Below are 22,980 nucleotides of genomic sequence, written 5' to 3' on the forward strand. Positions count from 1 at the left end.
AAACAGCGGCTCCATCCGATTGGATGAGCCGCTGTTTGTTTTTGCTTCCACGTCTTATTCTGTCGTTGTTACCGCGCCTCTTCTGTCGTTGCTTCCATGCCTTATACCCGCTGTCATCACGGAGCCGGCGCATCGCCGGACGGTCTCCGCCGCCGTTCCAAATAGAGCTCGACGCCGTCCAACACCCGCTCCAGGCCGAAGTCCAAGTCGTCGCCGACCGTGCTCTCCGCTTCCCGTTCGCCCGCATAGATTCCCGACATGACGACAGGGTACAGGTCCGGGAAACGCTCCGGCTTCACGAGCTGCTTCAGCGCGGGGCTGAAGGACAGGCCTCCGAAATCGTCCGCGCTCGTGCCTGCCCGCATCGCTTTGGCCATGTCGCGCCGGATCAGGCCGATGGAGCGCGCATAGCTGCTGAGCAGCAGCAGGATGGACATCTTCTCGAAGTCGTCCAGCTGCAGCGGACGCAGCGATCGCAGCACCCAATCGATCATCGCCATGATGTTCGGCGTCACCGGAATGCCCGTAATCGGAATATCCCCGTACCACGGATGTTCGACGAAGACCTGCACGCAGCGATCGACGTAGCCGCGAAGCCCGTCGCGCCAATGCTGGCCCGGATCTTCCGCCGGAATCGGAACATCGCTTACCGCCTCCTGCATTAACAGCAAGAGATCATCTTTACTCGTAATGTAGCGGTACAGCGACATCGTCGTATAGCCGAGCGATTGGGCGACGCGGCTCATGGACACCGCCTGCAGCCCGTCTTGATCGGCGATCGCGACGGCGGCATCCACGATTTGCTTGATGCTCAGCTCGCCCTTGGGTCCGCGCTTCCCTTGCTTGACGATGCCCCAGCTTAAAGCGACGCCGTTCGGCAGCCCTTTAAGCGTCTCATCCTCGGTCTCGTTGCGGTTCGTCATGCGCTCTATCCCTCGCTATCCCTACTAGTCCCGTAATTGTATACGCTATAAACAGTATAGCATATGCGTTCCTGCCGGGACAACGGCACCGCAGCGAGAGCCGGTCGGAGGCGTATCTCCTCCGTCACACCCAAACTCAACTACCAGCCGCAAACGACGCCGCGCAGGCTTGAAGGTAATAGGCCAGACCGGTCTGCTGACTCTCCAGCATTTGCAAATGAAATTCGTCTTCCAGAAAGAACCGCGTCTGCGCAGCAAAGTCCTCCGGAGCGGCAGCGTGTCCATGCGCCTGCATAAACGCCAAATGGCTGCCGATCAGCTCTTGCACCCGCGCATCGCGATGCTTCACGCCGGAGCGAAGCAGCTCCGCCATCTCGGACATGAAGCGCGCCGCCTCCTGCGCTTGTTCGTTCAGCACCGCCGGCTCGGGCACCGACTCCGTCAGCTCCACGCCGTAATTCGCCTTCAAGTACTCCTGCTGCTCCGCCAGCGCCGCTTTCCATTCCGCCTCGCTTTCAAATCCTTCGAACATGTCGCTCACCTGCATCACTTCGCCTCTCATCGTGGATTCCAAGGTTTTCGACAACGTGCGAATCACTGTCTCCAGCCGCTCCTTGCGCTTCATCAGCAGCACGCGCTGACGGCTCAGTTCCGTACCGGGATGGCGCTCCTCTAACAGAAGTTCTTTGATTTGCGCCAGCGGAAAATCAAGCGTCTTGTAGAACAAGATCCGCTGCAGCCGCTCGAGCTCCTTCATTCCGTAGTATCTGTAGCCCGCTTCGCTGACCTCGCCCGGAAGCAGAAGGCCGAGCTTATGGTAATGATGCAGCGTCTTGATCGTCACCCCGGACAGCGCCGACAGCTCCTTGACCGTATATCGCATGCGTTGTCGCTCCTTTCAATCCGTACTGTACAGCCTCCCCTTAGAGGAGAGTCAATACGCTTTTTCTTCGAGAGCCGATTGGGCGCCGATTAAAAAAGCCGAGCAACCCGCCAGGGGATGCTCGACTTCAAATTGTTTGCCGATAAGCCGACAGCCGGCTCGAGCTGCCACTTCGCAGCAACTCCGGTTAACGGCTCCAAGGCCGCCGCTGCCCGCGGCAATCACCGCGCGGCGTTTAACTCGATGACATTGCGGTCGGGATCCAGCAGAAAAATCTGCGCGAAGCCCGTGATGCTGTTCCGGTTAGCCCGATGCTCGATGCCGCACCGGTTCAGCCAATCGATCGTCTCGTCGAAGTCGGCGACGCGTATCGCGAAATGCCCGTCTCGGGTATCGATGCCGCCGTTTCTCGCCGTCTCGCCTTGATGCACGATCAAGTGCAGCTGCTGCCCGCCGCTGCCGATTCCGTACCAGGCGCCGGGAAAGTCGAACGCCGGCCGCTCGATTTCCCGCAGCCCGATAACCGATTCATAGAAGCGCTTGGCCCGGTCTAGATCCGTTACGATCAGACTCACGTGATGAATACCTTCGTGGCGAATCATCGTGAATGTGCACCGCCCTTTTTTTGGCCTTATTATACCATGGCAGGCGAGTTGCGGCTTACACTTTTACTTTGGCGATCGTATCGGAGAGCTCCACGGCGATCGCGCTGAGCGTCTGCGCGGCTGCCGCGATCTCCTGGACCGACGCGAGCTGTTCCTCCGTCGTGGCCGCGACCGATTGCGTCGCTTCCGTCGATTGCTTCGCGACGGTGCTCATGTCATGCACCGACGCCGACACCTGCTCGGAACCGGCAGCCATTTGTTGCGAGGATGCCGCTACCTCCTGCACCATCTCGGATACATGGCCGGCCGCGATGGCGATTCGCTGGAACGACTCCTCCGCTTCGGCAACCGCCTGCAAACCCAGACGCACCTCCGCCAGACTCCGATCCATCGTCCGCACGGCCTTCAGCGTATCCTCTTGGATCAGGGCGATCACCTCCGCGATGTTCTGCACGGACTCCGCGGATTGCTCCGACAGTTTCCTGACCTCGCCTGCGACGACGGCGAATCCGCGGCCGTGTTCGCCTGCGCGGGCCGCTTCGATGGAGGCGTTCAGCGCCAGCAGATTCGTCTGGGAAGCGATGCCGCCGATCAGCTCGACGATATCGCCGATTTGGCCGGAATGGGCTTCCAGCAGCTTAATCTCCGATCCCGTTTGCTCCACGGAACGACTGATGGCATCCATTTTCTCCATGGCCGAGGCGATCGCTTGATTGCCGTTCTCCGCGAGCTGGCCGGACTGCAGCGTTAATTCGGATACCGTGGAGGATGTCTCCGCGATCCGCTGAATGCCCCTCGCCATTTCCTCCATCGCCCTGCTCGTCTCCTTGGCGCTGTGCAGCTGGCTGCCCGAGCCGTCGGCCATCGCCTGCGCGGCTTCCGCGACATGCTTCGTGGCTTCCGCATTCTGCTCGGAGCTGGCCAAGAGCTCTTCCGACGAAGCAGCTACCGTCTGGGAGGCTTGGGAGACGCGGACGATCAAGCTCTTCAAGCTTCCCGACATGACGTTGAGCGACTGAATCAAGGCGCCGATCTCGTCCTTCCGCTTCGTCACGATGGCCGGCGCGGTCAGATCGCCTTCGGCAACGATCCGCAGCGCCCGCGACACCTGCTTGATCGGCTTCGAGATCAGCCTGTTCAGGAGCACTGCGAGCGCGATGGCGATAACAAGCGCCGCGGCCATGATCCAGAACGACGACGTTCTTGCGCCGTTATAAATATCCTGGCTTTCCTTGACGGCTTGTAACGCACCGTCGTGATTAAAGCCGACGAGCCGGTTCATATCCTCCTGCATGTCGTTGAATATCTTCTCCGTCTGCGCCATGAGCGACTGAACCGTGCTTTCCTTGGCACCCGCGCCGTGAATCAGATCGATTTGCTTGCCGAGGGCGGCGGCTTGCTCGAATACCGTTTTGAACTGCGTCCAATGGCGCTGCAGTTCCTCCGCGACCGCTTTGTCTTCGGCATTCGCATACGTGGCCGCATACGCCGTCCACTTGTCGTCGATGGTTTTAAGCGCGGCGTCGGCCTCCTGTTGGTAGGCTTGCTTTTGCGCTTGGTCCGCGTCCGTCATGATCTTGAACTGAAGCGTCAGCATATGCTCCGTCAAATAGTTGAGATGGTTCGCGATTTCGACGCCGTCCAACCAATTGGTCGTAATTTCTTTCGACTTGTCCGCCATCCGCTCCTCGGACTTCAGGGACATGATACCCAAGAAACCGATCAGGATAATAAGAAGCAAAAAGGATAAAAATAACTTTCTTCCAACGCTGAAGATCACAAAGCCGGATTTCAAGAAAACGTCACTCCTCAACAATTTTTAATATCTCTTTTATCGACATTTTTCGACTGTTTATTAGGTTTTTTGACATATCGTAAAGGGACGCTGCAAAAGAAAATGTACCATCCGCCGCGACCCGACAGCCAAGCGGTTGGGGGCGCAAGAGCTCAAGCGAAGGAGAGCAGCCATGCCGAATAAAGGAGAGCAGCCATGCCGAAACCACTTGCAGTCTTTGTCTTATTGTTATCTGTTGTCGGATTGACCGGATTCACAGAGTATTCGACGGCCGCTGGAGCCACAGAGCTCGCAGTGTCCGCAGGAGCGACCCCGTTACACGTATCGCCCGAATCGGAGTGGCGCCGGATCGAAGAGGGGGAAGCCGTATCGGTGCAGGTCGTCGGCAGCATGCACGGCGCGAGGTCTTCGCCGCTCTACGCGATCGACACGCCAGAAGGCCGGGCCGTCGTCTTACAAGTCGTCCGCTGGTATAACGCAGCACCGCCATCCGGCCTCCAGCCGATGTACGGCAGGCACGGCTATCCTTGGAAGCTTCGCATTCACCTTACAGGCGGAGATCCCATTACAGTCGAGCAGGCTTGGGACTGCCAGTCGCAAAAGCTCCCGAACGGCAGCACGCTGAAGAGCTGCCGTTCGGCTGACGGCGAGGTCGTCGTGCATCTGGGTTCGAAGGAGCTTCGCGGCAAGAGCAGAGAGCTCTACGATTGGCTCGAAAGCGGGTGGCGGAAGGCACCATGACGGAAGTTGGCGGCAGACGCCACGAAAAAGCCTTCGAAGCTGCGGAACGCCGCAGTCTCGAAGGCTTCTTTGCTTGGCTATTTGCTTGGCTTTTCACTTGGCCTATTGCTCGGATTTTTGCTTGCCTATTAACTCTTGCCCGATTAGTGCGTCCCCGGAAGCGAAAATACTTTCTTCCACGTCTTGCCGCTGTCCGCCGTCTTGTAGACGGCAGGCTTCTCGAAGCTCGTGACGGCCAGGTAACCGGCTTTCGCCGAGAGGAACGACAGCTTGCCGTCATACCCGGGCGCGGCACCCGGCAGATTCGTCCACGTCTTGCCGTCGTCCAGCGAACGGCCGAACTGAAGCGCGTCGAGCGCGCCGCTCCCCGCAACGAGGAAAGCGGCTTGGCGTCCGACGACCGCCATATCCGTCGGTCTGCCCGCAGGTCCGACCAGCTTGCCGCTTGGCGCGACAGGTCCCGGCGCGGGACCGCCGCCAGCCGTCGGCCGCGAGATAACCTGCTTCCAGTGCGCGCCCGCATCCGCCGTGTGGTAGACGGAATACGACGTCTGCGACATGCCGGATTCTCCGTACAGCAGCACCCAGACATCCGCGCTGTCCGTGCCGAAGACCATGCCTCCGACGTTCGTCGCCGACTTCACCTTCAGCGAGTCGCTCCACGTCTTGCCGCCGTCGAGCGTGCGCTTCACTTCATAGCCGCCGGTCGCGAGAACGACGATTGCCCAGCCTTTCTGCTCCGTCATGAAGTGCACGTAACGCGTATTCGGCGGCGTGGGCAGCTTGCTCCAATTCTTGCCGCCGTTCGTCGTCTTGTACGTGAAGGCGCGCGCGTACCCGAAGCCCGCCTGCTCGTTCAAGAACTGAATACGGTCGAACGGATGCGCTCCCGTCGGAATCCATGCGAAGCTCTTGCCGCCGTCAGTCGTCTTCAGCAGCGTGTTCGGCTTGCCGTAAGCGACCTGCGCCAAGACGTAGCCTTTGGAATTGCTCAGAAAATTCATCTGCGTAAAGTTGAGCTTGCCCGTGTTATAAATGGACTGCCAGTGGCAGCCGGCATCGGATGTTCCGATCATGAACCCGTTCCCGGCAGCGCGGCCGATATTCGTGCTCAAGAACTGAATCGACCCCAGGTAAGGATCGGATGTGTCCTTCATGGCCTTCAAGGACAATCCGTGATCATCCGTGCGGCAGGCTGCTGCTGCGTTCGGCGCACTTGCCGCCGCAGCTGCGGAGGCGGCTGATGTCGCGCCAAAGCCCGTTAGCGTCGCCGCTGCCAGCAGCGCGGAGAGCGCAAAGCCGGATATTTTCCTCATTATCATCGTCATCACCTCGTTCATGTATTACCCGCGTGAAGTAGATCTCTATCTTCTTCCTCCGACGTTCGGCTGGACCGAGAGGTTGCAGGACGACTGCGCGCCTCAGGAAAATTCCTCCATCACCTAGCTTCTCCTCGTCCCGAAATTGTATGTCTCGGGAAAACGAAAAAGAGACGGATCATCGCAGGCCCGATCCGGCCCCCGATATCCGCCTCTCCCCATTCAGGAAAGTAAAATTGCTTAATCTCACACATACCGACAAACATTCACTAGTCAACAACATGCGAGCGTCAATAGTCCGTGGAGATATCCCATTCGTCGTCGTAATTGTACGTCCAGCGCCCATCCACGAAGTCCATGCCCGCTACCAGTTCGTAAGGGTACGGTTCTTCGGCCGGACCGCTCTCGCCGTTCTGTCGTTCATTAAATAGAATATTCAAATGCACGATAGCATGCTGATTATCGATAAGCAACACGCGCGAATCGACGATTTGCCTTGTCGTATGTCCGTTGTCGAATACCGCCTTCAGCACGTCTTCATAGTCCTCGCCGGTACTCTTCTTCCAGCTTTCCAAGAAACCGGGGCTCATCAGCTTCATCGTCGACGCCAGATCTTCTGCGTTATTCGCGTCGTAAAAGGCGTTCAAATCCCGGAGTACCGCCTCGACCTCGCCCGGATGCTCGCGTTTGAGATTGTCGGCTGTTTCGTCCGCGTCCGCGGGCAGGTCCATCGCGAGATGGATCCAATCCTGCTTCGCGATCTTCCAACCGGAAGCTTCAAGGCGCAGCGTAAACTGAATGTCGCTGTCGCGCTTCAAGGCCTGCGTCTCGCTGCGCGTGCCGGCATGAAGTACCGCTGTCGCGGCGGACGTATAATCGATGTCCCCCATCCACGTCTCAAACGTCCGGTAAGCCGGCTCGTAGCCATCCAGCTTGTCTGCGTAATAGTCGCGCTGCGGATTATCCCAGGTCAGCAGATCCGAGCGGCTTCCGTGCACGGCCGGATCGAGGAATGACGCGACGACTGCTTTGGCCGCTTCATCCTGCCCGTAACCCCAATTCTTCACGTCCGCCCGCATTGCCTTGCGGTCGTAAGCTACGTCCAGTTCAAGCAATTGGCCCATGCTTCGGGCAGGAACATAGACTTGTCCTTGAATCCGTTTGATTTCCGCGTTCAAGTAAATCTCCGCATCCTTATAATACACCGCGTAATCATCCGGCCAGAAGTTCATCGTTTCTTTGCCGATGACCGCCGTGACGCCGTTCTCCGAATCATAGCCGACCTTGGCCCCAAGCGCGCCCATCAGCGGACGAAAAGGCAGATACATGACCCCGCTGTCGATGACGGCACTTACGCCGGGTAACATTTTCCCGTTCATGTAGACGGCAATCCCGTCCGGTGCTTGGGCGAACCCGACAACCGCCTGCGCCGTCCCAATGAATGCGAATACGATGGCGGCAGCCGCCAGCACTTTAAACCCTTTCATCCCGTTCCCCATTCCTCTCCTAGTCGTATACGCAAACCAATCGCTCAATACATCAACTGACGAATGCTGCATATCCAACCTCACGGTCGTATACGCAAACCAATCGTCAATACTTTACCTCAGTCGACTAAATCTGACTATACCTTCCATTCATTTCTAACATTCCCTTCACACTTTCAACATTCTGCGTTAATAATCGCCTGCTACACTGGGGTCAACTTAACGAAAAGGAGCTTGCCACCATGTCGTCCACCCCAGCCATCGTCTACGCGGCCCGCATCAGCGACAGCGATACGATGACGAACAAGCTGATCTACCAAGTCAGGCAAAATCAACTTTCCCCCGCCGAAATGAACCGCCTGCAGGACCGCTGCACCCGCGAGCTTCACGCCCTCCGCCAAGAGCTGAACGAGCTGTTGAACGAGCTTCGCGCGATTGCGGAGCGCAATACCCCTGAACGCCAGCCAGCCTCCCGCAAAACCGCCGCCTAACGCCACGCTCTCCCTTCGCCTTCCTTTCTGCTCCTCCTACACCAATCGTCAGGCAACAAAAAACCGGCTTCCCCTGCGACTCGCGTCTACAGGCAGAAGGCCGGTTTTGTTATCTTCTTGCATGGGGGAGCGCTGGAATCCTCCACGCCGTTCGCTTACTTGCAACTCCCGCTCGATTGCTAATGCTTCGATGCGAACTACTTCTCGTCCGTTAGATCCCAGCGATGCCGATACTTCTCCAGCTTCGGATGCAGGCGCTCCGGCGCGGACGCAAGCAGCAGGCGCAGCTTGACGATCCATTCCTCGAAGGAAGAGAACGACGCGAAGAGATTCGCCATCTCCGGCGTCAAATACAGAAACAGCGGCGAAGGATAGACCTCCGCCAAATGCCGGAGCGCCGCTTCCATCGGCGTGTACTTCTTCCTTTTGCCTTCCAGGCCCTCAACGGCGACCGGAATCGCTCCGCGGCCGCGCTCTTCCTCGTAGCTGCGTTTCCAGTCATGCAGGCGGTCCAGCCGCTTATGATAAGGAAGCACGGGCTCCTTCGTCATCCGCCGCACCGTCTCCTCATGCAGCGGGTACAGCACCAGCTTGGCGAAGCTGCGTTTCTCCACCGTCGCGGCCGCGGACGCCAGCGCCTTGTCCTCCATATGCTGAAACGTATCGTAGACGATCAGCGTTCCTTTGCGGCTGTTAGCCGGCGGCTCGTAACCGTATGGAACGGATCCGGCGATTCGGTTCACTGTTCATTCCTCCCTTTGGTAGGATCCGTATATCATGAGTATAACCCTAAGGCGCCGCGTAGATGAAGGCATACCTAAAACGTTTTAAGCACAGGATTCCGCTTAAAAGAGTGGTTTTCAGTTCCGAAAATGGTTAGACAGCGCTTCCATGCATAAAATACGACATGTTCCATCTATGTAAACGTACTCATTGACGCTAATGGGAGGGTGTGATACGTTTATCGTATAAAACGTTTTTAGAGGGTGCGATTATGAAAAAATCCGACCGCAGCGTCACCATTAAAGATATCGCCCGCGAAGCCGGCGTATCCATCTCCACCGTGTCGTTCGCCTTCAACGGCACCGCTCCCGTCGCCCAAGAAACGAAGGAACGCATTTTCGAAGTCATCAAGCGTCTCAACTATCAGCCGAACTCCGCGGCGCGCGGTCTCGTCACGCGCAAGACGAACAATATTTGCTTATTCACTCCTCATCCGGCGTCCGACTTCTTCTCCTTCTCGGGGAACAGCGTGTTCTCGGATCTGCTGCAGGGCATCGGGGACGTCCTTGACCAGCGGGACTACAACCTGCTGATTGCCTGGGACAATCTCGGCCACAAGGCGAAGACACCGAAGCTGGTGAAGCTGATGCGCGAGCGCGCCATGGACGGCGTTCTCATCGCGCTGCCGAGCCATGACTCGTCGGTCATCGAGGAGCTGTCCGAGCATCAATTCCCGATGGTCATCGTCGGCACCAACGACCGCAAGAACCAGATCAATTCCGTCGACGTCGACAATTACGACATCGGCTACCGCAACACGAAGCATATGCTGGGGCTCGGCCATACCCGAGTCGCGTTCATCAGCCCCGGCCCGCTGGAATTCCTCGTGTGCGAGGACCGGCTGGAAGGATACCGCGACGCCCTGCAGGAGGCGGGTATCAAATACCGCGAAGATTACGTGTTCATCGGCGACGAGAAGGAGCACAGCGGTTACCGCGCAGCGAGCAGCTTCTTCGCGCTCAAGGAGACGCCTACGGCCATCGTGGCCGGGCGCGACATCCAGGCGGTCGGCGTCCTGGAATATGCCCGCGAGAACGGGCTGAGCGTTCCGAACGATCTCGCGCTGATCAGCTTCGAGAACACCGAGCTCGCCCAGAAATACGACATCACGTCCTCCACGACGGATCTCTACGAAATCGGCAAAGAAGGCGCCAAGCTGCTGCATAAGGTGCTGACCCGCAAGAAAGACCGCAGCGCGCAGAACGTCGTCATCGCTTCCGAATTGATCGTTCGTTCCAGCTGCGGGGCGAAGCCCAAGTCTTGAGTACCTGAATGAGATGCTAAACAGGGCGCAACGGCACAGCCCGAGCGAAGCCCTCTCTCAGATACAATGGCTGTCTCCGCTCTAATGCAACGTATATTTCGCCTCATCCGACAAGCTCCGGCAGCCTTACTGCCGGAGCTTGTCCCGATTCTCCTTGCACTGCCGAAAAAGCGGGCGTACGATGGGAGTAGTCATTCCTGATTGGAGGGATTCATGTGTTTCAAGAAGCTCTTCCGCTTTGGCCTGCCGGCCTCGCGGAATCAATGAATGTTACCTGCGGCATCAGGGCCCGGTTCGGGTCCGACCGGCAATCGTCCGCGCTCGTGCGCGTCACGGCTTCGTCCCGTTACCGCGTATTCGTCAACGGTCTATTCTGCGGGCACGGCCCGGCGACAGGTCCGCACGGTTATTACCGCGTCGACGAATGGAACCTTGCTCCTTACTTAAGCGGCGGAGACAACTATGTCGCGATCGAGACAGCCGGCTACAACGTGAACAGCTTCTATACGTTGGATCAGCCGTCCTTCGTGCAGGCAGAGATCGAGCAAGGCGGACGGATCGAAGCGGCCACCGGCAGCGACGAGCATCCGTTCGACGTCTTCGTGCTGCCGGAGCGCGTGCGCAACGTGCAGCGCTACAGCTTCCAGCGCGCCTTTATCGAGGCCTACGAATTCACGCCGGGCGTGCATGATTGGCGGAGCTCGGCGGCGCTGCCTGCAGCCCCTGCGCAGTGGGAGCTCGCGGCGGATAAGCAGCTGCTGCCCCGCCGCGTCGGCTATCCCCGCTTCGCGGTTGCCCTGCCGACGGATATCCTGGCGACAGGTCGTTTCGCCGTATCCGATTCGCCGGCGCCTCCTTGGCGCGACCGTTCCTTGAGCGGGGTCGGTCCTGCTTTCAAAGGCTACCCGATCGAGGAGCTTGCGCTTCTGCCGACCGATGAGATCGGCAAGCTGACGATGACCGGCTGGAACCGGGAAGCGAAGCGCTATGAAGGGCAGTCGCTCCCGCTTCAAGCCGGGGAAGCGGCGCTACTCGCCTTCGACCGCAACCTGACGGGATTCGTCGGCCTGGAATTCACGGTATCCGCGAAGTCTCGGATCGCGCTGACGTTCGACGAGATCCTCACGGACGACGGGGATGTCGACCATCTTCGCCTGGACGTCGCCAACGTGATCTACGCGGCCTGCGAACCGGGAACCTATTCGCTCGAAAGCCTCGAGCCGTATACGCTGCAATATTTGAAGGTGCTCGTATTGGAGGGCGACTGCCTGATAACGGGCTCGTCCATCCGGGAGTACGCCAATCCGAACGCGGACCGCGGCACCTTCGTCAGCTCGGACGAGACGCTGAACGCCATCTTCGAAGCGGCGCGCGAATCGTTCCGGCAGAACGCCGTCGACGTCTTCATGGACTGCCCGTCCCGCGAACGGGCCGGCTGGCTGTGCGACAGCTTCTTCACCGCCAGGGTCGAAGCCGATTTAACGGGCGATTCCATCATCGAACGCAACTTCTTCGAGAACTACTTGCTGCCGGATTCGTTTGCTTTCCTGCCCGAGGGCATGATTCCGATGTGTTATCCCGCCGACCATAACGACGGGGTGTTCATTCCGAACTGGGCGCTCTGGTTCGTGCTGCAGCTGGAGGAGTTCCGCGATCGCGGTGGCGATGAAGCAACGATCGCGGCGCTGCGTCCGCGGGTGGACGCGCTGTTCCGCTATTTCGCGGGCTTCCGCAACGAGTTCGGGCTGCTGGAGAATCTCGAGAGCTGGGTATTCATCGAATGGTCGAAGGCCAACGAATTCATTAGCGGCATCAATTACCCGACCAACATGCTCTATTCGGCGGCTTTGGCTGCGGCTGGACGAATCTATCGCGAGGAAGCGTACTTGGAGGAAGCAGAGGCCGTCAAGCAAACGGTGCGCGAGCATTCCTTCGATGGTGCGTTCTTCGTGGATCAGGCGGTCGAAGACGAGCAAGGCGAGATTGAGATCACGGATCACCGCACGGAGGTTTGCCAATATTACGCGGCGTACTTCGGCATCGCGGACGCGGAGGAGCTGCCGGTCTGGTTCGAGAGCCTGATAAAGGATTTCAGTCCTTCGCGGCATGCGGACGAGCCCTACGTGGCCGATATTCGCGACGTTCATCCGGCCAACGCTTTCATCGGCTACTACCTGCGGATGGAGCTGCTGTCGCGCCACGGCGCGTCCGCCCAGCTGCTGGAGGAGATCAAAGCGTTCTTCGGTAAAATGGCCGCTCGCACGGGCACGCTGTGGGAGCATAACGGCACGCAGGCAAGCTGCAACCACGGCTTCGCCTCCCATGTGGTGCGCGCGCTTTACCGCGATGCCCTGGGCATCCACTCGCTGGACCGAAATCAGGGCGAGTTGACCGTCGTCTTCACGGATAATGCGCTTGCCTCCTGCAGCGGCATGATGCCGACGCCGGCCGGCGACATCGCGCTCAGCTGGCGCATGGAGAACGACACGATCTATTATCGCCTGAAGGCGCCGCCTACGCTCGCCGTCAGCATCGAGAACCGCAGCGGCAAGCAGCTGCAGGTATGGGAGTAATAGGAGAGATCGGCATGACGGACTACGACAGCGGTTCATTGACACCGCGGCGCAATTGAACCGGACCGACGAAGCGACAAAAACCCGTAAGCGGTCACTTTTTCAAAGTGTCCCTCTTACGGGTTTTTGTTCAGCAGTTGGCTAAAAGCGGCGATCTTCGATAATCGCTTGCAATTCTTAACTTTGGCTCAGCCGCTCACATGGTTTCTGCGCCTGAACGCGCCCGGCGTCAGCCCGGTTTCCTTCAGGAACAGCTTGGTGTAGTGGTGCACGGAGCGAAATCCGTGTTTCTCGGCGATAGCGGTAATCGTGGCAGATTTGCCGATCAGATCCTTAAACGTCCGGACGATGCGCTGACTGGTCAAATAGGCGTGCGGCGTGGCGTTCATCTGCTGCTTGAATCGATGATGAAAATGACTGCGACTGACGCCGTTGGCAGCCGTCCATTCCTCGACGGTGCCCTGCAGCAGCGCGCTGTCGCCTTCGGCAATCGCTTTGACAAAACGCCGGACATGCCTGTCCATATAATCTTGCGGTTTCATCGTCACGTTCAGTACATAGTCCAGAAAAAGCAGAAAGTCCCCCTGCATACGCAGCGATCCGGGAAACCGGCTACGGTCGTACACTTCGTAATTGGAATGGATTAGCGTGAATTTGCGAATCCATTCCTTCATATCATCCAGCACGATATATTCAGGAAACTCCCGAGCAATCGGCGGCTCGATAAAATCTTCAATCAAGCGCGAATTCGGGTCGGCCAAAAAATCGCTCGGATAAATGCACCCTGGCCGCTCCCGATAGTTCCACTCGAAATAAACGATGCGGTACACGAACGGATTGTCCTCCGACGCCTTCCAGGCATGACGCTTGCCGGGAACCATATAGATCTGGATTCCGGGGCGCAGCACATGCCGCCCGCTTTCGGTAATCAATTCTCCTTCGCCGGATTCAATCAGGTTCAAGGTTGGAATATAGGTAATACGCGGCCCGTGAACTTCGCCAGGAGCCATGCAGTAGCGCAGAGAGAAGCGAAAAAAAGGAGACGGATAACCCGTATCGTCGGATCGCAATCTTTCGCCTCCCTCGTTGTGTACTTCTACAGCTCAAGCAAATATTTGGCCGGCTCGGAGATGCGCGCTAACGTCTCCGGCTGGATAAACTTCTTGTGATCGATGTGAGCCGCGTGCTCCCTGGCGTTGAAGTGCGCAAACAGGGCTCGCCGCGGTTTGTCGGTATTGTTCTGGGTACCGCTGTGCCACAGATGCAGATTGACGATGGCAACGGAGCCTGCCTTCTCTTCGAGCAGTGCTTGCTGCGGATGCTTCTCGTACCTATCCTTGAATTTATAGTGGTTGTCCATCGGGCCCGTCCACTTGTGGCTTCCCGGTACGACCCGCGTGGCCCCGTTCGCTTCCGTAAAGTCATCGAGCAGCCACACCGTGTTGACGGCGTGGAACGGCTGGCCTTCTTCCAGCGGCTCGTGCCAATCGACGTGCATCCCCTGTTGCCCCATGCCCGGCAACGCATCGCGACCGCAGAAGTTGGACAGCTTGATCCCGCGTTTGAGCACGTAATGGACGGCGGCTAGCACCTTGGGGTGCGTGTAAACCAAATCGTACTCTTCCCCTTGATTAACCAAATTGCTGGGCCGGCGAGCGCCGGCTTCCTTGTTGCCGTCCAAAGCTCCGGCACCTTCGCCTTCCGCCTCCATGATCCGTTCGTAGCTTTCGCGCATCCGCTCCACCCACGTCGGATCCATCAGACCATGAAAGACGGTATATCCCTTTTCGTCCAAGTCCTGCTTCTCCTGCTCCGACAATAAATTTTCCGAAACGCCCAGGGCGTCCAAACAGTGTTCGATTGTATTTATTTTCTCCATGATGGGCCTGAGTCCTCCCTTGAATTGAGTTTTTCTTTCCCTGTCATTATCACTCGATTCGCCGGGAATGTCTTTGTGCGTGCGTGGGGTTTTTGTTTATTTGTGCGAAGAAAAAAGCTTCGCTTCCGTGCCGTCAAGGCACTTCATTCCTGTGCTCTTATTCTTAGATGTTTGATCGTCGTCGAATCGCTGCCGACCGCTGGGAGGAGGCTTTCCGAAGCAGCGCTGCGGTACGTGCGATCGTTAACGGAGCAAAATTAACCAGGAACCCCGGGATGAGCGCGATAGCGCCTTCCGGGGCTGTATGCGTTGCTGTCTTCGGCAGCTCATTTAAACGCAAAGAAGCAGCCCGAGGGCTGCTTCTTTGCGTTGCATTTAGCGGCATGAATTACTTGCCGATGCCTTTATTACTTCGCGCCAAGCGCGCGCAGACCAAGCGCCAGCGAGCCGCTGAGGCCGGCATTGTCGCCGAGGCCCGGCGGCACGATGTAGTCATCGATGCCGGCAAGCAAGGCTTCCGCGCTGACGTAGCCGTTCAGATTCTTGCGCACTTGCTCGCGGATCAGCGGGAAAAGCTGCATCTGGTGCATGACGCCGCCGCCAAGGATGACTTTCTTCGGCGACATTAGCAGCACTGCGCTCGCAACCGCTTGTCCGATATAGAACGCCTCGATCTCCCAAGCCGCGTGATCGACGCCGAGCTCGCTGCCTTTGACTTTCCAGCGGCCTTCAAGCGCAGGGCCAGCCGCCATGCCTTCCAGGCAGTCGCCGTGATACGGGCAGAAGCCTTCGTACGTATCTTCCGGATGACGGCGCGTCAGCACATGTCCGCCCTCGGGATGAACAAGGCCGTGAACCAGCTTGCCTTCCGTATATACGCCTACGCCGACGCCCGTTCCGATCGTGTAGTAAAGCACGCTGTCGAGGCCCGCTGCCGCTCCCCATGTGGCTTCGCCGAGCGCCGCCGCGTTCACGTCCGTGTCCCAGCCGAACGGCACGTCGAACGTTTTGCGCAGCTCGGGCAGGAACGGATAATTGCCCCAGCCCGGCTTCGGCGTCGTCGTAACGTAGCCGTAAGTCGGACTCGCCGGATCGATGTCGAGCGGTCCGAAGGAACCGATGCCGATCGCCTCGACCTCTTTATCGCGGAAATATGCCACGACGTTCGCCAGCGTCACTTCCGGGCGCTCCGTCGGAAAGCTCACTCGATCTAGAATCTCGCCATTCTCATTACCGATGCCGCAAACGAACTTCGTGCCGCCGGCTTCAATTGCTCCAATACGCATGCCTCACTCGTCCTCCTCTAGATTCTCTCTCTCAACCATGGCCAGACGACGTCCAGCGTAAGCCGCTGATTCGTCAATCCAAGCGCATTCACATAAGGCTCCCGCTCGCGAAAATAATCCGCGTGCTTCCCGATGATCGGCACGCCGCTGTTGAACAGCGGTGCATGCTTGTCCGTCCCGCGCATCCAGCCGCCGCCGAACGTGCCGAGCCGGGCAACGGCATCGGACGGTCTTACGGGCCGGGGCGATTCGTGCTCCGCCGCGCCCGCGTAAACGAACAGCACCGATGCCCGCAATTCCTCCGGAATGCGGCAGCGGGGCGAGCCGATCATGACGACCGGAATCGGCGGTCCGCCGATCAGGTCCATCAGCTGCCAGGCCGCATGAACGGCCGCGACGCCGCCGCCGCTATGGCCGATCAGCACGATGCGATCGCCGGGTCCCGGACCCGGCGTCCATCCGGAGCCGATCATGTCCACCGCCCGGCTGCCCCCGATGGAGCGGCCGAACCGGCCCGCGCTTAGCCGCATGTCGCGGCTGATTTCCCACAGCTGGGGAATGGCGCGGCGGCTCCAGTCGCCGTACGGAAACAGCAGCTGCGACGTCCTGACGCCGAAGCCTTCTCGCTCCATTATATCATGCAATGCGACGCGAAAGCTCTCCATGAATTGCGGCGCCGTCGCCAGCCCCGCAAGCAAGTAGAGCGATACGTTGACGCGTTCCCCGTTGTCCGTCATGCTAGGATCCCGCCTGCCCATGGGATTTGGCGAAATCCATCGCGGCGATGATTCGCTCCATATCGCTCGGATGATCGTCGCGGAACCAGCGCACGAGCAGCGGCGGATTGACGTCGCTCAGCGTAATGACGCCCGTCTTCTGCTGCATGGACACCTCGCCTTCCGAGGTGTTCAGCAGCTTCATGGCGTACGCGTCCGCCGACGATTCCGCATGGCGGGAGACCGCGTTGCTGACCGGCAGCGAGACGACGGAGAGCACCGCCATGATGAGCAGCAGCAAGGGCAGCGCCGTCATGTCGGAGCGGCTGCGAATGCCCCAGCCTTCTCCCCAACGGCGAAGGCACCAGACGTAGATCCCGCCGCCCAGCCAAATGACGACAAGCGAGGAGCCGACGGCGCCGACGGCGCTCCATTCGAGATGATGCATGGCGTAATGGCCCATTTCATGCGCCATGATGAGCAGGATTTCCGGCTCCGTCAGCTGCTTCAGCGTCGTGTCCCACAGCACGATGCGCAGCGAGGAGCCGATGCCCGTGACGTAGGCGTTGATCGCGTTCGTTTTCTTGGACATGTCGACCTCGTACACCCGGTCCGCGGGGATGTCCGCTTTGGCGGCAAGGTCCAGGATTTTGGCCTCCAGCTGCGGGTCGGACAACGTCGTGAAACGATTGTACAGCGGATCGATGATCACCGGCTCCACGTACATCATGAAGACGGTGAACGGCACGGAGATGAGCCACAGCTTCAGCCACCACCGGCCGCGCCGCGACAAAATCCAGAACGCGACGATCGACACCGCTAGCATCGTCAGATAGCCGACGCCGAACGACACGAGCTTATCCCGAATCCAGCCCGCAGCCGGCTGCGTCGTAATGCCGTAATGCTTCGACAACCAATAGCTGAAGATCCGCAGGGGCAAATACAGCACGAAGGAAGCCAAATCCACGAGCAGGACGAACAGCGGGAACCTGACGGCGAGCGGGAGTCCGCTCCGTTCGAGGGCATTGCGCCAATACCTGGCCAGCCCGCCGGAGAGCAGGAACAGATAAATCAGCCACTCCCAAGGGATGCTCGTGAAGAAAATCCAGTTGCGGATCGGGTTCAGCACTTCGCTGTCCTTCAGCTGCTGCGAGGTAAAATACGTCGCGGGATCCGCAGCCGTGCCTTTGTAGGCGGCAGGCACGTTATTCGGCGAGGTGTACCATACGTAAGCCGCTGCAAGGATTGCGTACAGCAGCAGCAACAGCAGCCATTTCTTTGAAAAGCGCGCGCGCACCGGCATGCCAACATCTCCTGTTTTCCAAGGTTTAGGATACGTCAATCATAGCATGTTTTCGCCCGGAAACAGAAACGAGCGCCCGCGCGGCGACTGCCGCGGAACGCTCGAATCGGATGCTATCGTACTGGGGGGCGTGCGGCGGAAGAGCTGCTCCGAGGCTTAAGCCCGGCGCAGGCGTTTCCCATGAGGCGGAATGAGGCGGAATGCCGTCACGCGCCGTCACTTAACCCCGCCCGCCGAGTATCGTCACGCATCTTCGCCTCGCACGCGGAGACGCGCGAGATTCCAAAAGATTGCGCGGTTAGATGACCTCGCGCTCGTCGTTGCCCGGCAGCTCGGGGAACGACGCATGCGGCTCCGTTTGGTACCAGAAGACCGTCGAAGCGATGTCGCTTTGCTGCGGGAGGTAACGGCCGCCGGAGCGCCAGCCGAGATCCTGGATCGTCACGCGCAGGCCGGATTCGAAGCGGATCGGATCCTGCACATGCCAGCGGTACATGCCGAAGCGCTGCTGGCTGCGATACAGCCCGTCCGGCTTAATGACCTGATGCATGCCGAGGAACGGCGTGGAATACGTGCCGTATTCGCCCTGCGGATGTTCCCAGTTCCACGCGCCGCCGAAGTAATCCTCCGTGCCCGTGCCGCAGATCGTCGGGAATTCTTTGTCGTCGTCGAGGAAGAATTTGATCTCGCCCTCGCCCCACCAGCCGGTGTTGTTCACCTGCCAAGCCAGGTAGCAGCCAACGTAATGGCCTTTGCCCTGAACGCCGTCGAGGAGCGTGTGCACGTCCTTGTAAGGCACCGGATTCGTGCGGCGCCACTGCGCGTGGAAGTAGGCCATGTCGGAAGGCACTTCCGTCAGCGTATAGTCGATTTGGTAGTATAGCACCGCTTTATCCGGCGACGCGTTCTCCATCGTGAAGCGCGCCGACTTGCGGAAAGGCATCTGCCAGTAGCAGTTCATGCCGCCTGCCGGATTGACGGCGACCGGGAACGAATTCACGTTGCAGCGCTCCTGCCAGCCGTTGCAGAAAAAGTCGCCGATCGGCGCTTCGACGGAAGGCGTCTCCTCGCCGTCCCAGTAGATACGCAGAATAAAGTTGCGCCATACGTTCGGAGCACTTGTCAGCCAAATATGTTGAATGGCGCCCGGACCCGCGATGTCCGCCATCGTAAACGTCTCGCCTGCCTCGATAGCGACGGAAGGCGAAACCTTCCAGCCGAGACCTAGATCGCGCGCGCAGCCTGCGCCGGTACCCTCGGTAGCCATGCCGCCTTTGCCCGCCTCGCCCGTGAAGTTCTCCGCGCTGATCGACCGGCTCTTCGCGTCCGACAGCCTCGCCAGATTGCCCATGCCCATATCCAAACCGTTGAAACCAACCATCGTCGTTCCCTCTCCTTTACAACTTTGAATGTAACCGCTTTTATGGTTGAATATGGGACCTATGCTATCCTGCCGGGCACGGCATGTCAACGACTTTTCGTAGAATAATGGCGAAAATAGGGCTAAGGTGGCGCTTGGACGGGGCGCCGGGGGCGGTGTGCCAGAGGCGGCGTGCCGGAGCGGCGTGCCGGAGCGGTGTGCCAGAGGCGGCGTGCCGGAGCGGCGTGCCGGAGCGGCGTGCCGGAGCGGCGTGCCGGAGCGGCGTGCCGGAGGCGGGGTGCCGGAGCGGGGTGCCGGAGCGGGGTGCCGGAGGCGGCGTGCCGGAGCGGCGTGCCGGAGGCGGCGTGCCGGAGCGGGGTGCCGGAGCGGGGTGCCGGAGGCGGCGTGCCGGACGACTCGCATAGAGAGGACGTAGCCATACACCACCCGCAGGACGAGACGCGCGAGCATTCCTAGCAAATAGTCGGCCTGCGATGTGCGACGTACGGTGAAGGAACAAATAACTGCAAATCTGCAGTTATTTCCAACGAAATCGCTCGAAAATCAAAAATAACTGCATATCTGCATCTAATCTGGCCGTTTCGAGCCATTTCAGCAGATCATCCAGAAAATAGATGCATATTTGCATTTATTCAGCCGTAATAGCGATGACACATAAAAATAAGTGCATATTTGCAGCTATTTCGGCGAGACGGACCTAGAGGCCGACCGCAAGCCGTATGGGGAACCGTGCGAGCTGCTTGCAGCGCTGCCTTCCTCTGGACCTGGCCGCATAAAGCCTGCCGAGATGCCACCCGCGGCGAATAAGCGTATTCTTTCCCGGCACAGGCACCAGGCATCTTGCATCCGCCAACTGCATAACAAAAAAAGCGCTCCCCCCGCCAACTACGGGGTGAACGCCTTCAGCAGCCGATACAGCGAGTCCACCGACTGCATGGCATATTCGGTTTGCACCGGTTCGCCGTCCTGCACGAGCACGAGCGCCGGCACGCTTGCGATGCGCCAGCCGTCTCGGAGGGCGGGAGCGAAGTTGATGTTGATTTTAACCATCGGCACGTCGACGCCCGCAGCCTGGACAATCTCCAGCATGCGCAATCCTATCTTGCAGGTGCCGCATAGCGGCGTGAAGAAAAACACCGCTTCATGCGGCATTTTGGCCCGCCCCAGCCATTCCCGCTCCGACATTTCCTCCAGGGCCATCTCGCCGGCACCGCCTTTCTGCTCACGTCTTCGTTCGAATGTACACCTTTCTCGAACGGACGACAAGCTTTTTAGGTTGCCGACATGAGTCATGAAAGCCCAACGCCATCACAGCTTGCATCCTCTAATCGCGTTAACGATTAATGGGATTAACGGCGAGCGGTAAACAACAGAAAGACCTCAGCAAGCAGTGCGGCGCATCCAAATACCACCGCTACTTCCGCCCGTAATCCGCCTTGATCTCGCCCCACACCTTCGTCTGCCACTTTAGCACCTTATTGCTGTACGTGTTCGTCTGCAGCCAGCGGACCGCGCGGTCGACCATGACCCAGATTTCCTCCGTCGATGCATCGCGCGGCAGCGTGGTGGAGACGTTCTTCTGCTTGACCCATTTGAGCGCGTTCATGGAGTCGCTGTACACCGTCTTATTGCTGCCCTGCTGCTTCAGCAGCGCAAGCGCATGCACGATGGCGAGAAACTCGCCGAGGTTGTTCGTGCCCTTCTTCACCGGCCCTACCGCGAAAATCACTTCGCCCGTGCGCGTATCCACGCCTTTGTATTCGACCGGGCCCGGATTGCCGCTCGTCCCGACGTCGACGGACCAGCTGTCGTAATCGATTTCGCCCGGCTCGTCCCCGGTCCCCGCGGTCTTACGGCGGAATTGCCCGCTTCCGCTCTTCGCGGCGCCCGAGCCGCTTTTGGCCCCGGCCGCGCCCTGTCCCCAATGCTTCTTCCAGCCGCCGCGGTACGCTTCTTCCGCCTCCGACCGGCTTTCGTACGATTTGAACTTGGCATCGTCGAACTTATTGATCTGCTCCTGGCATTCGCCCCAGCTGGTATATACGCCCGGCTGACGACCGACCCAGACAACGTAAAATTTCCCCTTGGCCATTATCCGCACCTTCTTCTGCGTCATTCTCCCCGTCCGCGCGGGATGGGATTACATCGTTTCGACGGACGGCCCGCAAAACCCTCCACGCCGGCGAAATTTCATGACGCCCGCCCCGCAAACGACGTCGATGGGTCAGTAGGTGAAGAAGACGATCTGAATGAAAAAGAGCACCGCGAACAAGTAGAACACGGGATGCACGTCTTTGGCCTTGCCCCGGAGCAGCTTCAGCAGCGGATACGCGATGAACCCGATGCCGATCCCCGTCGCGATGCTGTACGTGAGCGGCATGAGCACGACGATCAGGAACGCGGGAAAAGCTTCCTCGAGCTCATTCCATTCGATCCGCCGCATGACGTCCAGCATGAGGAAGCCGACGATGATCAGCGCCGGCGCCGTAATAGCGGGGACGCCCGAAAGCACGGCGACGACCGGCGAGAAGAACAGCGTCAGGGCCAGAAGCACGCAGACGACGACCGCCGTCAGCCCCGTCCGGCCGCCGATCGCGACGCCGGCGCTGGATTCGATGTAGGCCGATGTCGGACTCGTGCCGAGCAGCGCGCCGACCGAGGTTCCGGTCGCATCCGCCAGGAGCGCGCCTTGGGAGCGCGGGAACTTGCCGTCCTTCAGCAGCCCGGCCTGCTCCGCGACGCCGAGCATCGTGCCCGTCGTGTCGAACAGCGTAATGAGCAGGAAGGTGAAGATGACGGCATAGAGGCCTTTCTCGAACACGCCCCAGATATCCAGCCGGAATGCCGTATCGTTCAGGCCGCTCGGCATCGCGACGATATTCGAGGGCATATCCATTTGTCCCATGCTCAGCGCGATGACCGCGGTCACGAGCATGCCGACGAACAGATAGCCCCTCACGCGGTAAGCCATCAGGATCAGCGACACGAAGAGACCGACCATCGTTAACGCCGTCATGGGCCTTGTCAGATCGCCGAGCGTGAGCAGCGTCGAAGGAGAGTCGACGATAATGCCCGCGTTTTGCAGGCCGATGAACGTGATGAACAGGCCGATGCCAGCCGTGATGGCATGCTTCAGGCTCGCCGGAATGGCGTTCAGCAGCATGTAGCGAAACGCCGTCAGCGACAGCAGGATGAAGATCAGGCCCGCGACGAATACGGCGCCTAGCGCGATCTGCCACGTCACGCCGTCATCCGGGGAGACGACCGTGAACGCGAAATACGCATTCAATCCCATGCCAGGGGCGAGCACGATCGGATAGTTGGCGAACACCCCCATGATCAGCGTCGCGACGATGCTGGCCAGCACGGTGGCGATGAAGACGCCGTGAAAATCCATGCCCGTTTTGCTCAGGATGCCGGGATTGACGATGACAATGTAGACCATCGTCAGGAACGTCGTGATGCCGGCCATGATTTCCGTCCCGACCGAGGTCCCCCTGTCTTGCAGCTTGAAGAGCTTGTCCATGCTCGTTGTCCTCCCGAAGGCAAAG

General features: G+C 59.2%; 21 protein-coding genes. 5 read left to right on the forward strand and 16 right to left on the reverse strand.

The window, feature by feature from the left end:
- Positions 1 to 116: 116 nt before the first annotated feature.
- The 4 genes from AC0YNU_RS19885 to AC0YNU_RS19900 all read right to left on the reverse strand — a co-directional run bounded on the left by AC0YNU_RS19885 (position 117) and on the right by AC0YNU_RS19900 (position 4,206).
- Entirely contained in the window at positions 117 to 923 is an 807-nt protein-coding gene (locus tag AC0YNU_RS19885; protein WP_475759805.1) for a TetR/AcrR family transcriptional regulator, read from the reverse strand.
- A 136-nt stretch (positions 924 to 1,059) separates the two neighbouring features.
- Positions 1,060 to 1,806 carry a MerR family transcriptional regulator gene (locus AC0YNU_RS19890; RefSeq protein WP_475759807.1) on the reverse strand — a complete coding sequence of 249 codons (747 nt, stop codon included), beginning with the start codon at positions 1,804 to 1,806 and terminating at the stop codon, positions 1,060 to 1,062.
- A gap of 221 nt (positions 1,807 to 2,027) precedes the next feature.
- Positions 2,028 to 2,408, reverse strand: coding sequence for a VOC family protein (locus tag AC0YNU_RS19895; RefSeq protein ID WP_475759809.1), 381 nt, complete (start codon positions 2,406 to 2,408; stop codon positions 2,028 to 2,030).
- A 58-nt stretch (positions 2,409 to 2,466) separates the two neighbouring features.
- On the reverse strand, positions 2,467 to 4,206 hold the full coding sequence (locus AC0YNU_RS19900; protein ID WP_475759811.1) for a methyl-accepting chemotaxis protein: 1,740 nt from the start codon (positions 4,204 to 4,206) through the stop codon (positions 2,467 to 2,469).
- A 195-nt stretch (positions 4,207 to 4,401) separates the two neighbouring features.
- Between AC0YNU_RS19900 and AC0YNU_RS19905 the strand changes: the two genes are divergently transcribed.
- Positions 4,402 to 4,947 (forward strand): hypothetical protein, encoded by a 546-nt coding sequence (locus tag AC0YNU_RS19905; RefSeq protein ID WP_475759813.1) that lies wholly within the window; start codon positions 4,402 to 4,404, stop codon positions 4,945 to 4,947.
- 143 nt (positions 4,948 to 5,090) lie between these two features.
- On the opposite strand, the gene AC0YNU_RS19910 is transcribed toward AC0YNU_RS19905, so the two are convergent.
- Together AC0YNU_RS19910 and AC0YNU_RS19915 are read right to left on the reverse strand one after the other, a co-directional pair.
- Positions 5,091 to 6,269, reverse strand: a complete 1,179-nt coding sequence (locus tag AC0YNU_RS19910; RefSeq protein WP_475759815.1) for a sialidase family protein — start codon at positions 6,267 to 6,269, stop codon at positions 5,091 to 5,093.
- 287 nt (positions 6,270 to 6,556) lie between these two features.
- A complete protein-coding gene (locus AC0YNU_RS19915; RefSeq protein ID WP_475759817.1) occupies positions 6,557 to 7,753 on the reverse strand; it encodes a copper amine oxidase N-terminal domain-containing protein in 1,197 nt (398 codons plus the stop codon).
- 242 nt (positions 7,754 to 7,995) lie between these two features.
- On the opposite strand from AC0YNU_RS19915, the gene AC0YNU_RS19920 reads away from it, so the two are divergent.
- Positions 7,996 to 8,244: a hypothetical protein gene (locus AC0YNU_RS19920; RefSeq protein WP_475759819.1), complete on the forward strand. Its 249-nt coding sequence runs from the start codon at positions 7,996 to 7,998 to the stop codon at positions 8,242 to 8,244.
- A 197-nt stretch (positions 8,245 to 8,441) separates the two neighbouring features.
- Here the strand turns inward: AC0YNU_RS19920 and AC0YNU_RS19925 are convergent, their stop codons facing one another.
- The gene (locus AC0YNU_RS19925) at positions 8,442 to 8,987 is read right to left on the reverse strand and encodes a hypothetical protein (RefSeq protein WP_475759821.1); all 546 of its coding nucleotides are present in this window, start codon (positions 8,985 to 8,987) and stop codon (positions 8,442 to 8,444) included.
- Positions 8,988 to 9,238: 251 nt separating this feature from the next.
- Between AC0YNU_RS19925 and AC0YNU_RS19930 the strand changes: the two genes are divergently transcribed.
- Complete coding sequence (locus tag AC0YNU_RS19930; protein ID WP_475759823.1) at positions 9,239 to 10,291, forward strand: LacI family DNA-binding transcriptional regulator; 1,053 nt, start codon at positions 9,239 to 9,241, stop codon at positions 10,289 to 10,291.
- 215 nt (positions 10,292 to 10,506) lie between these two features.
- Positions 10,507 to 12,864: an alpha-L-rhamnosidase-related protein gene (locus AC0YNU_RS19935; protein ID WP_475759825.1), complete on the forward strand. Its 2,358-nt coding sequence runs from the start codon at positions 10,507 to 10,509 to the stop codon at positions 12,862 to 12,864.
- 188 nt (positions 12,865 to 13,052) lie between these two features.
- Here AC0YNU_RS19935 and AC0YNU_RS19940 read toward each other — a convergent pair whose 3' ends face one another.
- From AC0YNU_RS19940 to AC0YNU_RS19965, 6 genes are all read right to left on the reverse strand, one after another.
- Complete coding sequence (locus AC0YNU_RS19940) at positions 13,053 to 13,934, reverse strand: helix-turn-helix domain-containing protein (RefSeq protein ID WP_475759827.1); 882 nt, start codon at positions 13,932 to 13,934, stop codon at positions 13,053 to 13,055.
- Positions 13,935 to 13,960: 26 nt separating this feature from the next.
- A complete protein-coding gene (locus AC0YNU_RS19945; RefSeq protein ID WP_475759829.1) occupies positions 13,961 to 14,743 on the reverse strand; it encodes a phytanoyl-CoA dioxygenase family protein in 783 nt (260 codons plus the stop codon).
- Positions 14,744 to 15,150: 407 nt separating this feature from the next.
- The gene (locus AC0YNU_RS19950; protein WP_475759831.1) at positions 15,151 to 16,029 is read right to left on the reverse strand and encodes an ROK family protein; all 879 of its coding nucleotides are present in this window, start codon (positions 16,027 to 16,029) and stop codon (positions 15,151 to 15,153) included.
- A gap of 17 nt (positions 16,030 to 16,046) precedes the next feature.
- Entirely contained in the window at positions 16,047 to 16,766 is a 720-nt protein-coding gene (locus tag AC0YNU_RS19955) for a hypothetical protein (RefSeq protein ID WP_475759833.1), read from the reverse strand.
- A 1-nt stretch (position 16,767) separates the two neighbouring features.
- Entirely contained in the window at positions 16,768 to 18,048 is a 1,281-nt protein-coding gene (locus tag AC0YNU_RS19960; RefSeq protein WP_475759835.1) for a M48 family metallopeptidase, read from the reverse strand.
- Positions 18,049 to 18,346: 298 nt separating this feature from the next.
- On the reverse strand, positions 18,347 to 19,429 hold the full coding sequence (locus AC0YNU_RS19965; RefSeq protein WP_475759837.1) for a glycoside hydrolase family 172 protein: 1,083 nt from the start codon (positions 19,427 to 19,429) through the stop codon (positions 18,347 to 18,349).
- A gap of 303 nt (positions 19,430 to 19,732) precedes the next feature.
- Between AC0YNU_RS19965 and AC0YNU_RS19970 the strand changes: the two genes are divergently transcribed.
- Positions 19,733 to 19,885, forward strand: a complete 153-nt coding sequence (locus AC0YNU_RS19970) for a hypothetical protein (protein WP_475759839.1) — start codon at positions 19,733 to 19,735, stop codon at positions 19,883 to 19,885.
- Positions 19,886 to 20,314: 429 nt separating this feature from the next.
- Here the strand turns inward: AC0YNU_RS19970 and AC0YNU_RS19975 are convergent, their stop codons facing one another.
- The 3 genes from AC0YNU_RS19975 to AC0YNU_RS19985 form a co-directional block, all read right to left on the reverse strand.
- Positions 20,315 to 20,629, reverse strand: coding sequence for a thioredoxin family protein (locus tag AC0YNU_RS19975; protein ID WP_475759841.1), 315 nt, complete (start codon positions 20,627 to 20,629; stop codon positions 20,315 to 20,317).
- Positions 20,630 to 20,843: 214 nt separating this feature from the next.
- Entirely contained in the window at positions 20,844 to 21,521 is a 678-nt protein-coding gene (gene rnhA, locus AC0YNU_RS19980; RefSeq protein ID WP_475759843.1) for a ribonuclease H, read from the reverse strand.
- Between the two features lie 132 nt (positions 21,522 to 21,653).
- Complete coding sequence (locus AC0YNU_RS19985) at positions 21,654 to 22,955, reverse strand: NCS2 family permease (RefSeq protein WP_475759845.1); 1,302 nt, start codon at positions 22,953 to 22,955, stop codon at positions 21,654 to 21,656.
- Positions 22,956 to 22,980: the final 25 nt, after the last annotated feature.

It is taken from the genome of Paenibacillus sp. J31P316 (assembly GCF_056269105.1).

Bases quoted from the DNA above. Each gene is read 5' to 3' on its own strand.
- AC0YNU_RS19885 (WP_475759805.1), bottom strand. From the start codon at position 923: ATGACGAACCGCAACGAGACCGAGGATGAGACGCTTAAAGGGCTGCCG.
- AC0YNU_RS19890 (WP_475759807.1), bottom strand. From the start codon at position 1,806: ATGCGATATACGGTCAAGGAGCTGTCGGCGCTGTCCGGGGTGACGATC.
- AC0YNU_RS19895 (WP_475759809.1), bottom strand. From the start codon at position 2,408: ATGATTCGCCACGAAGGTATTCATCACGTGAGTCTGATCGTAACGGAT.
- AC0YNU_RS19905 (WP_475759813.1), top strand. From the start codon at position 4,402: ATGCCGAAACCACTTGCAGTCTTTGTCTTATTGTTATCTGTTGTCGGA.
- AC0YNU_RS19910 (WP_475759815.1), bottom strand. From the start codon at position 6,269: ATGATAATGAGGAAAATATCCGGCTTTGCGCTCTCCGCGCTGCTGGCA.
- AC0YNU_RS19915 (WP_475759817.1), bottom strand. From the start codon at position 7,753: ATGAAAGGGTTTAAAGTGCTGGCGGCTGCCGCCATCGTATTCGCATTC.
- AC0YNU_RS19920 (WP_475759819.1), top strand. From the start codon at position 7,996: ATGTCGTCCACCCCAGCCATCGTCTACGCGGCCCGCATCAGCGACAGC.
- AC0YNU_RS19930 (WP_475759823.1), top strand. From the start codon at position 9,239: ATGAAAAAATCCGACCGCAGCGTCACCATTAAAGATATCGCCCGCGAA.
- AC0YNU_RS19945 (WP_475759829.1), bottom strand. From the start codon at position 14,743: ATGGAGAAAATAAATACAATCGAACACTGTTTGGACGCCCTGGGCGTT.
- AC0YNU_RS19950 (WP_475759831.1), bottom strand. From the start codon at position 16,029: ATGCGTATTGGAGCAATTGAAGCCGGCGGCACGAAGTTCGTTTGCGGC.
- AC0YNU_RS19955 (WP_475759833.1), bottom strand. From the start codon at position 16,766: ATGACGGACAACGGGGAACGCGTCAACGTATCGCTCTACTTGCTTGCG.
- AC0YNU_RS19960 (WP_475759835.1), bottom strand. From the start codon at position 18,048: ATGCCGGTGCGCGCGCGCTTTTCAAAGAAATGGCTGCTGTTGCTGCTG.
- AC0YNU_RS19965 (WP_475759837.1), bottom strand. From the start codon at position 19,429: ATGGTTGGTTTCAACGGTTTGGATATGGGCATGGGCAATCTGGCGAGG.
- AC0YNU_RS19975 (WP_475759841.1), bottom strand. From the start codon at position 20,629: ATGGCCCTGGAGGAAATGTCGGAGCGGGAATGGCTGGGGCGGGCCAAA.
- rnhA (WP_475759843.1), bottom strand. From the start codon at position 21,521: ATGGCCAAGGGGAAATTTTACGTTGTCTGGGTCGGTCGTCAGCCGGGC.
- AC0YNU_RS19985 (WP_475759845.1), bottom strand. From the start codon at position 22,955: ATGGACAAGCTCTTCAAGCTGCAAGACAGGGGGACCTCGGTCGGGACG.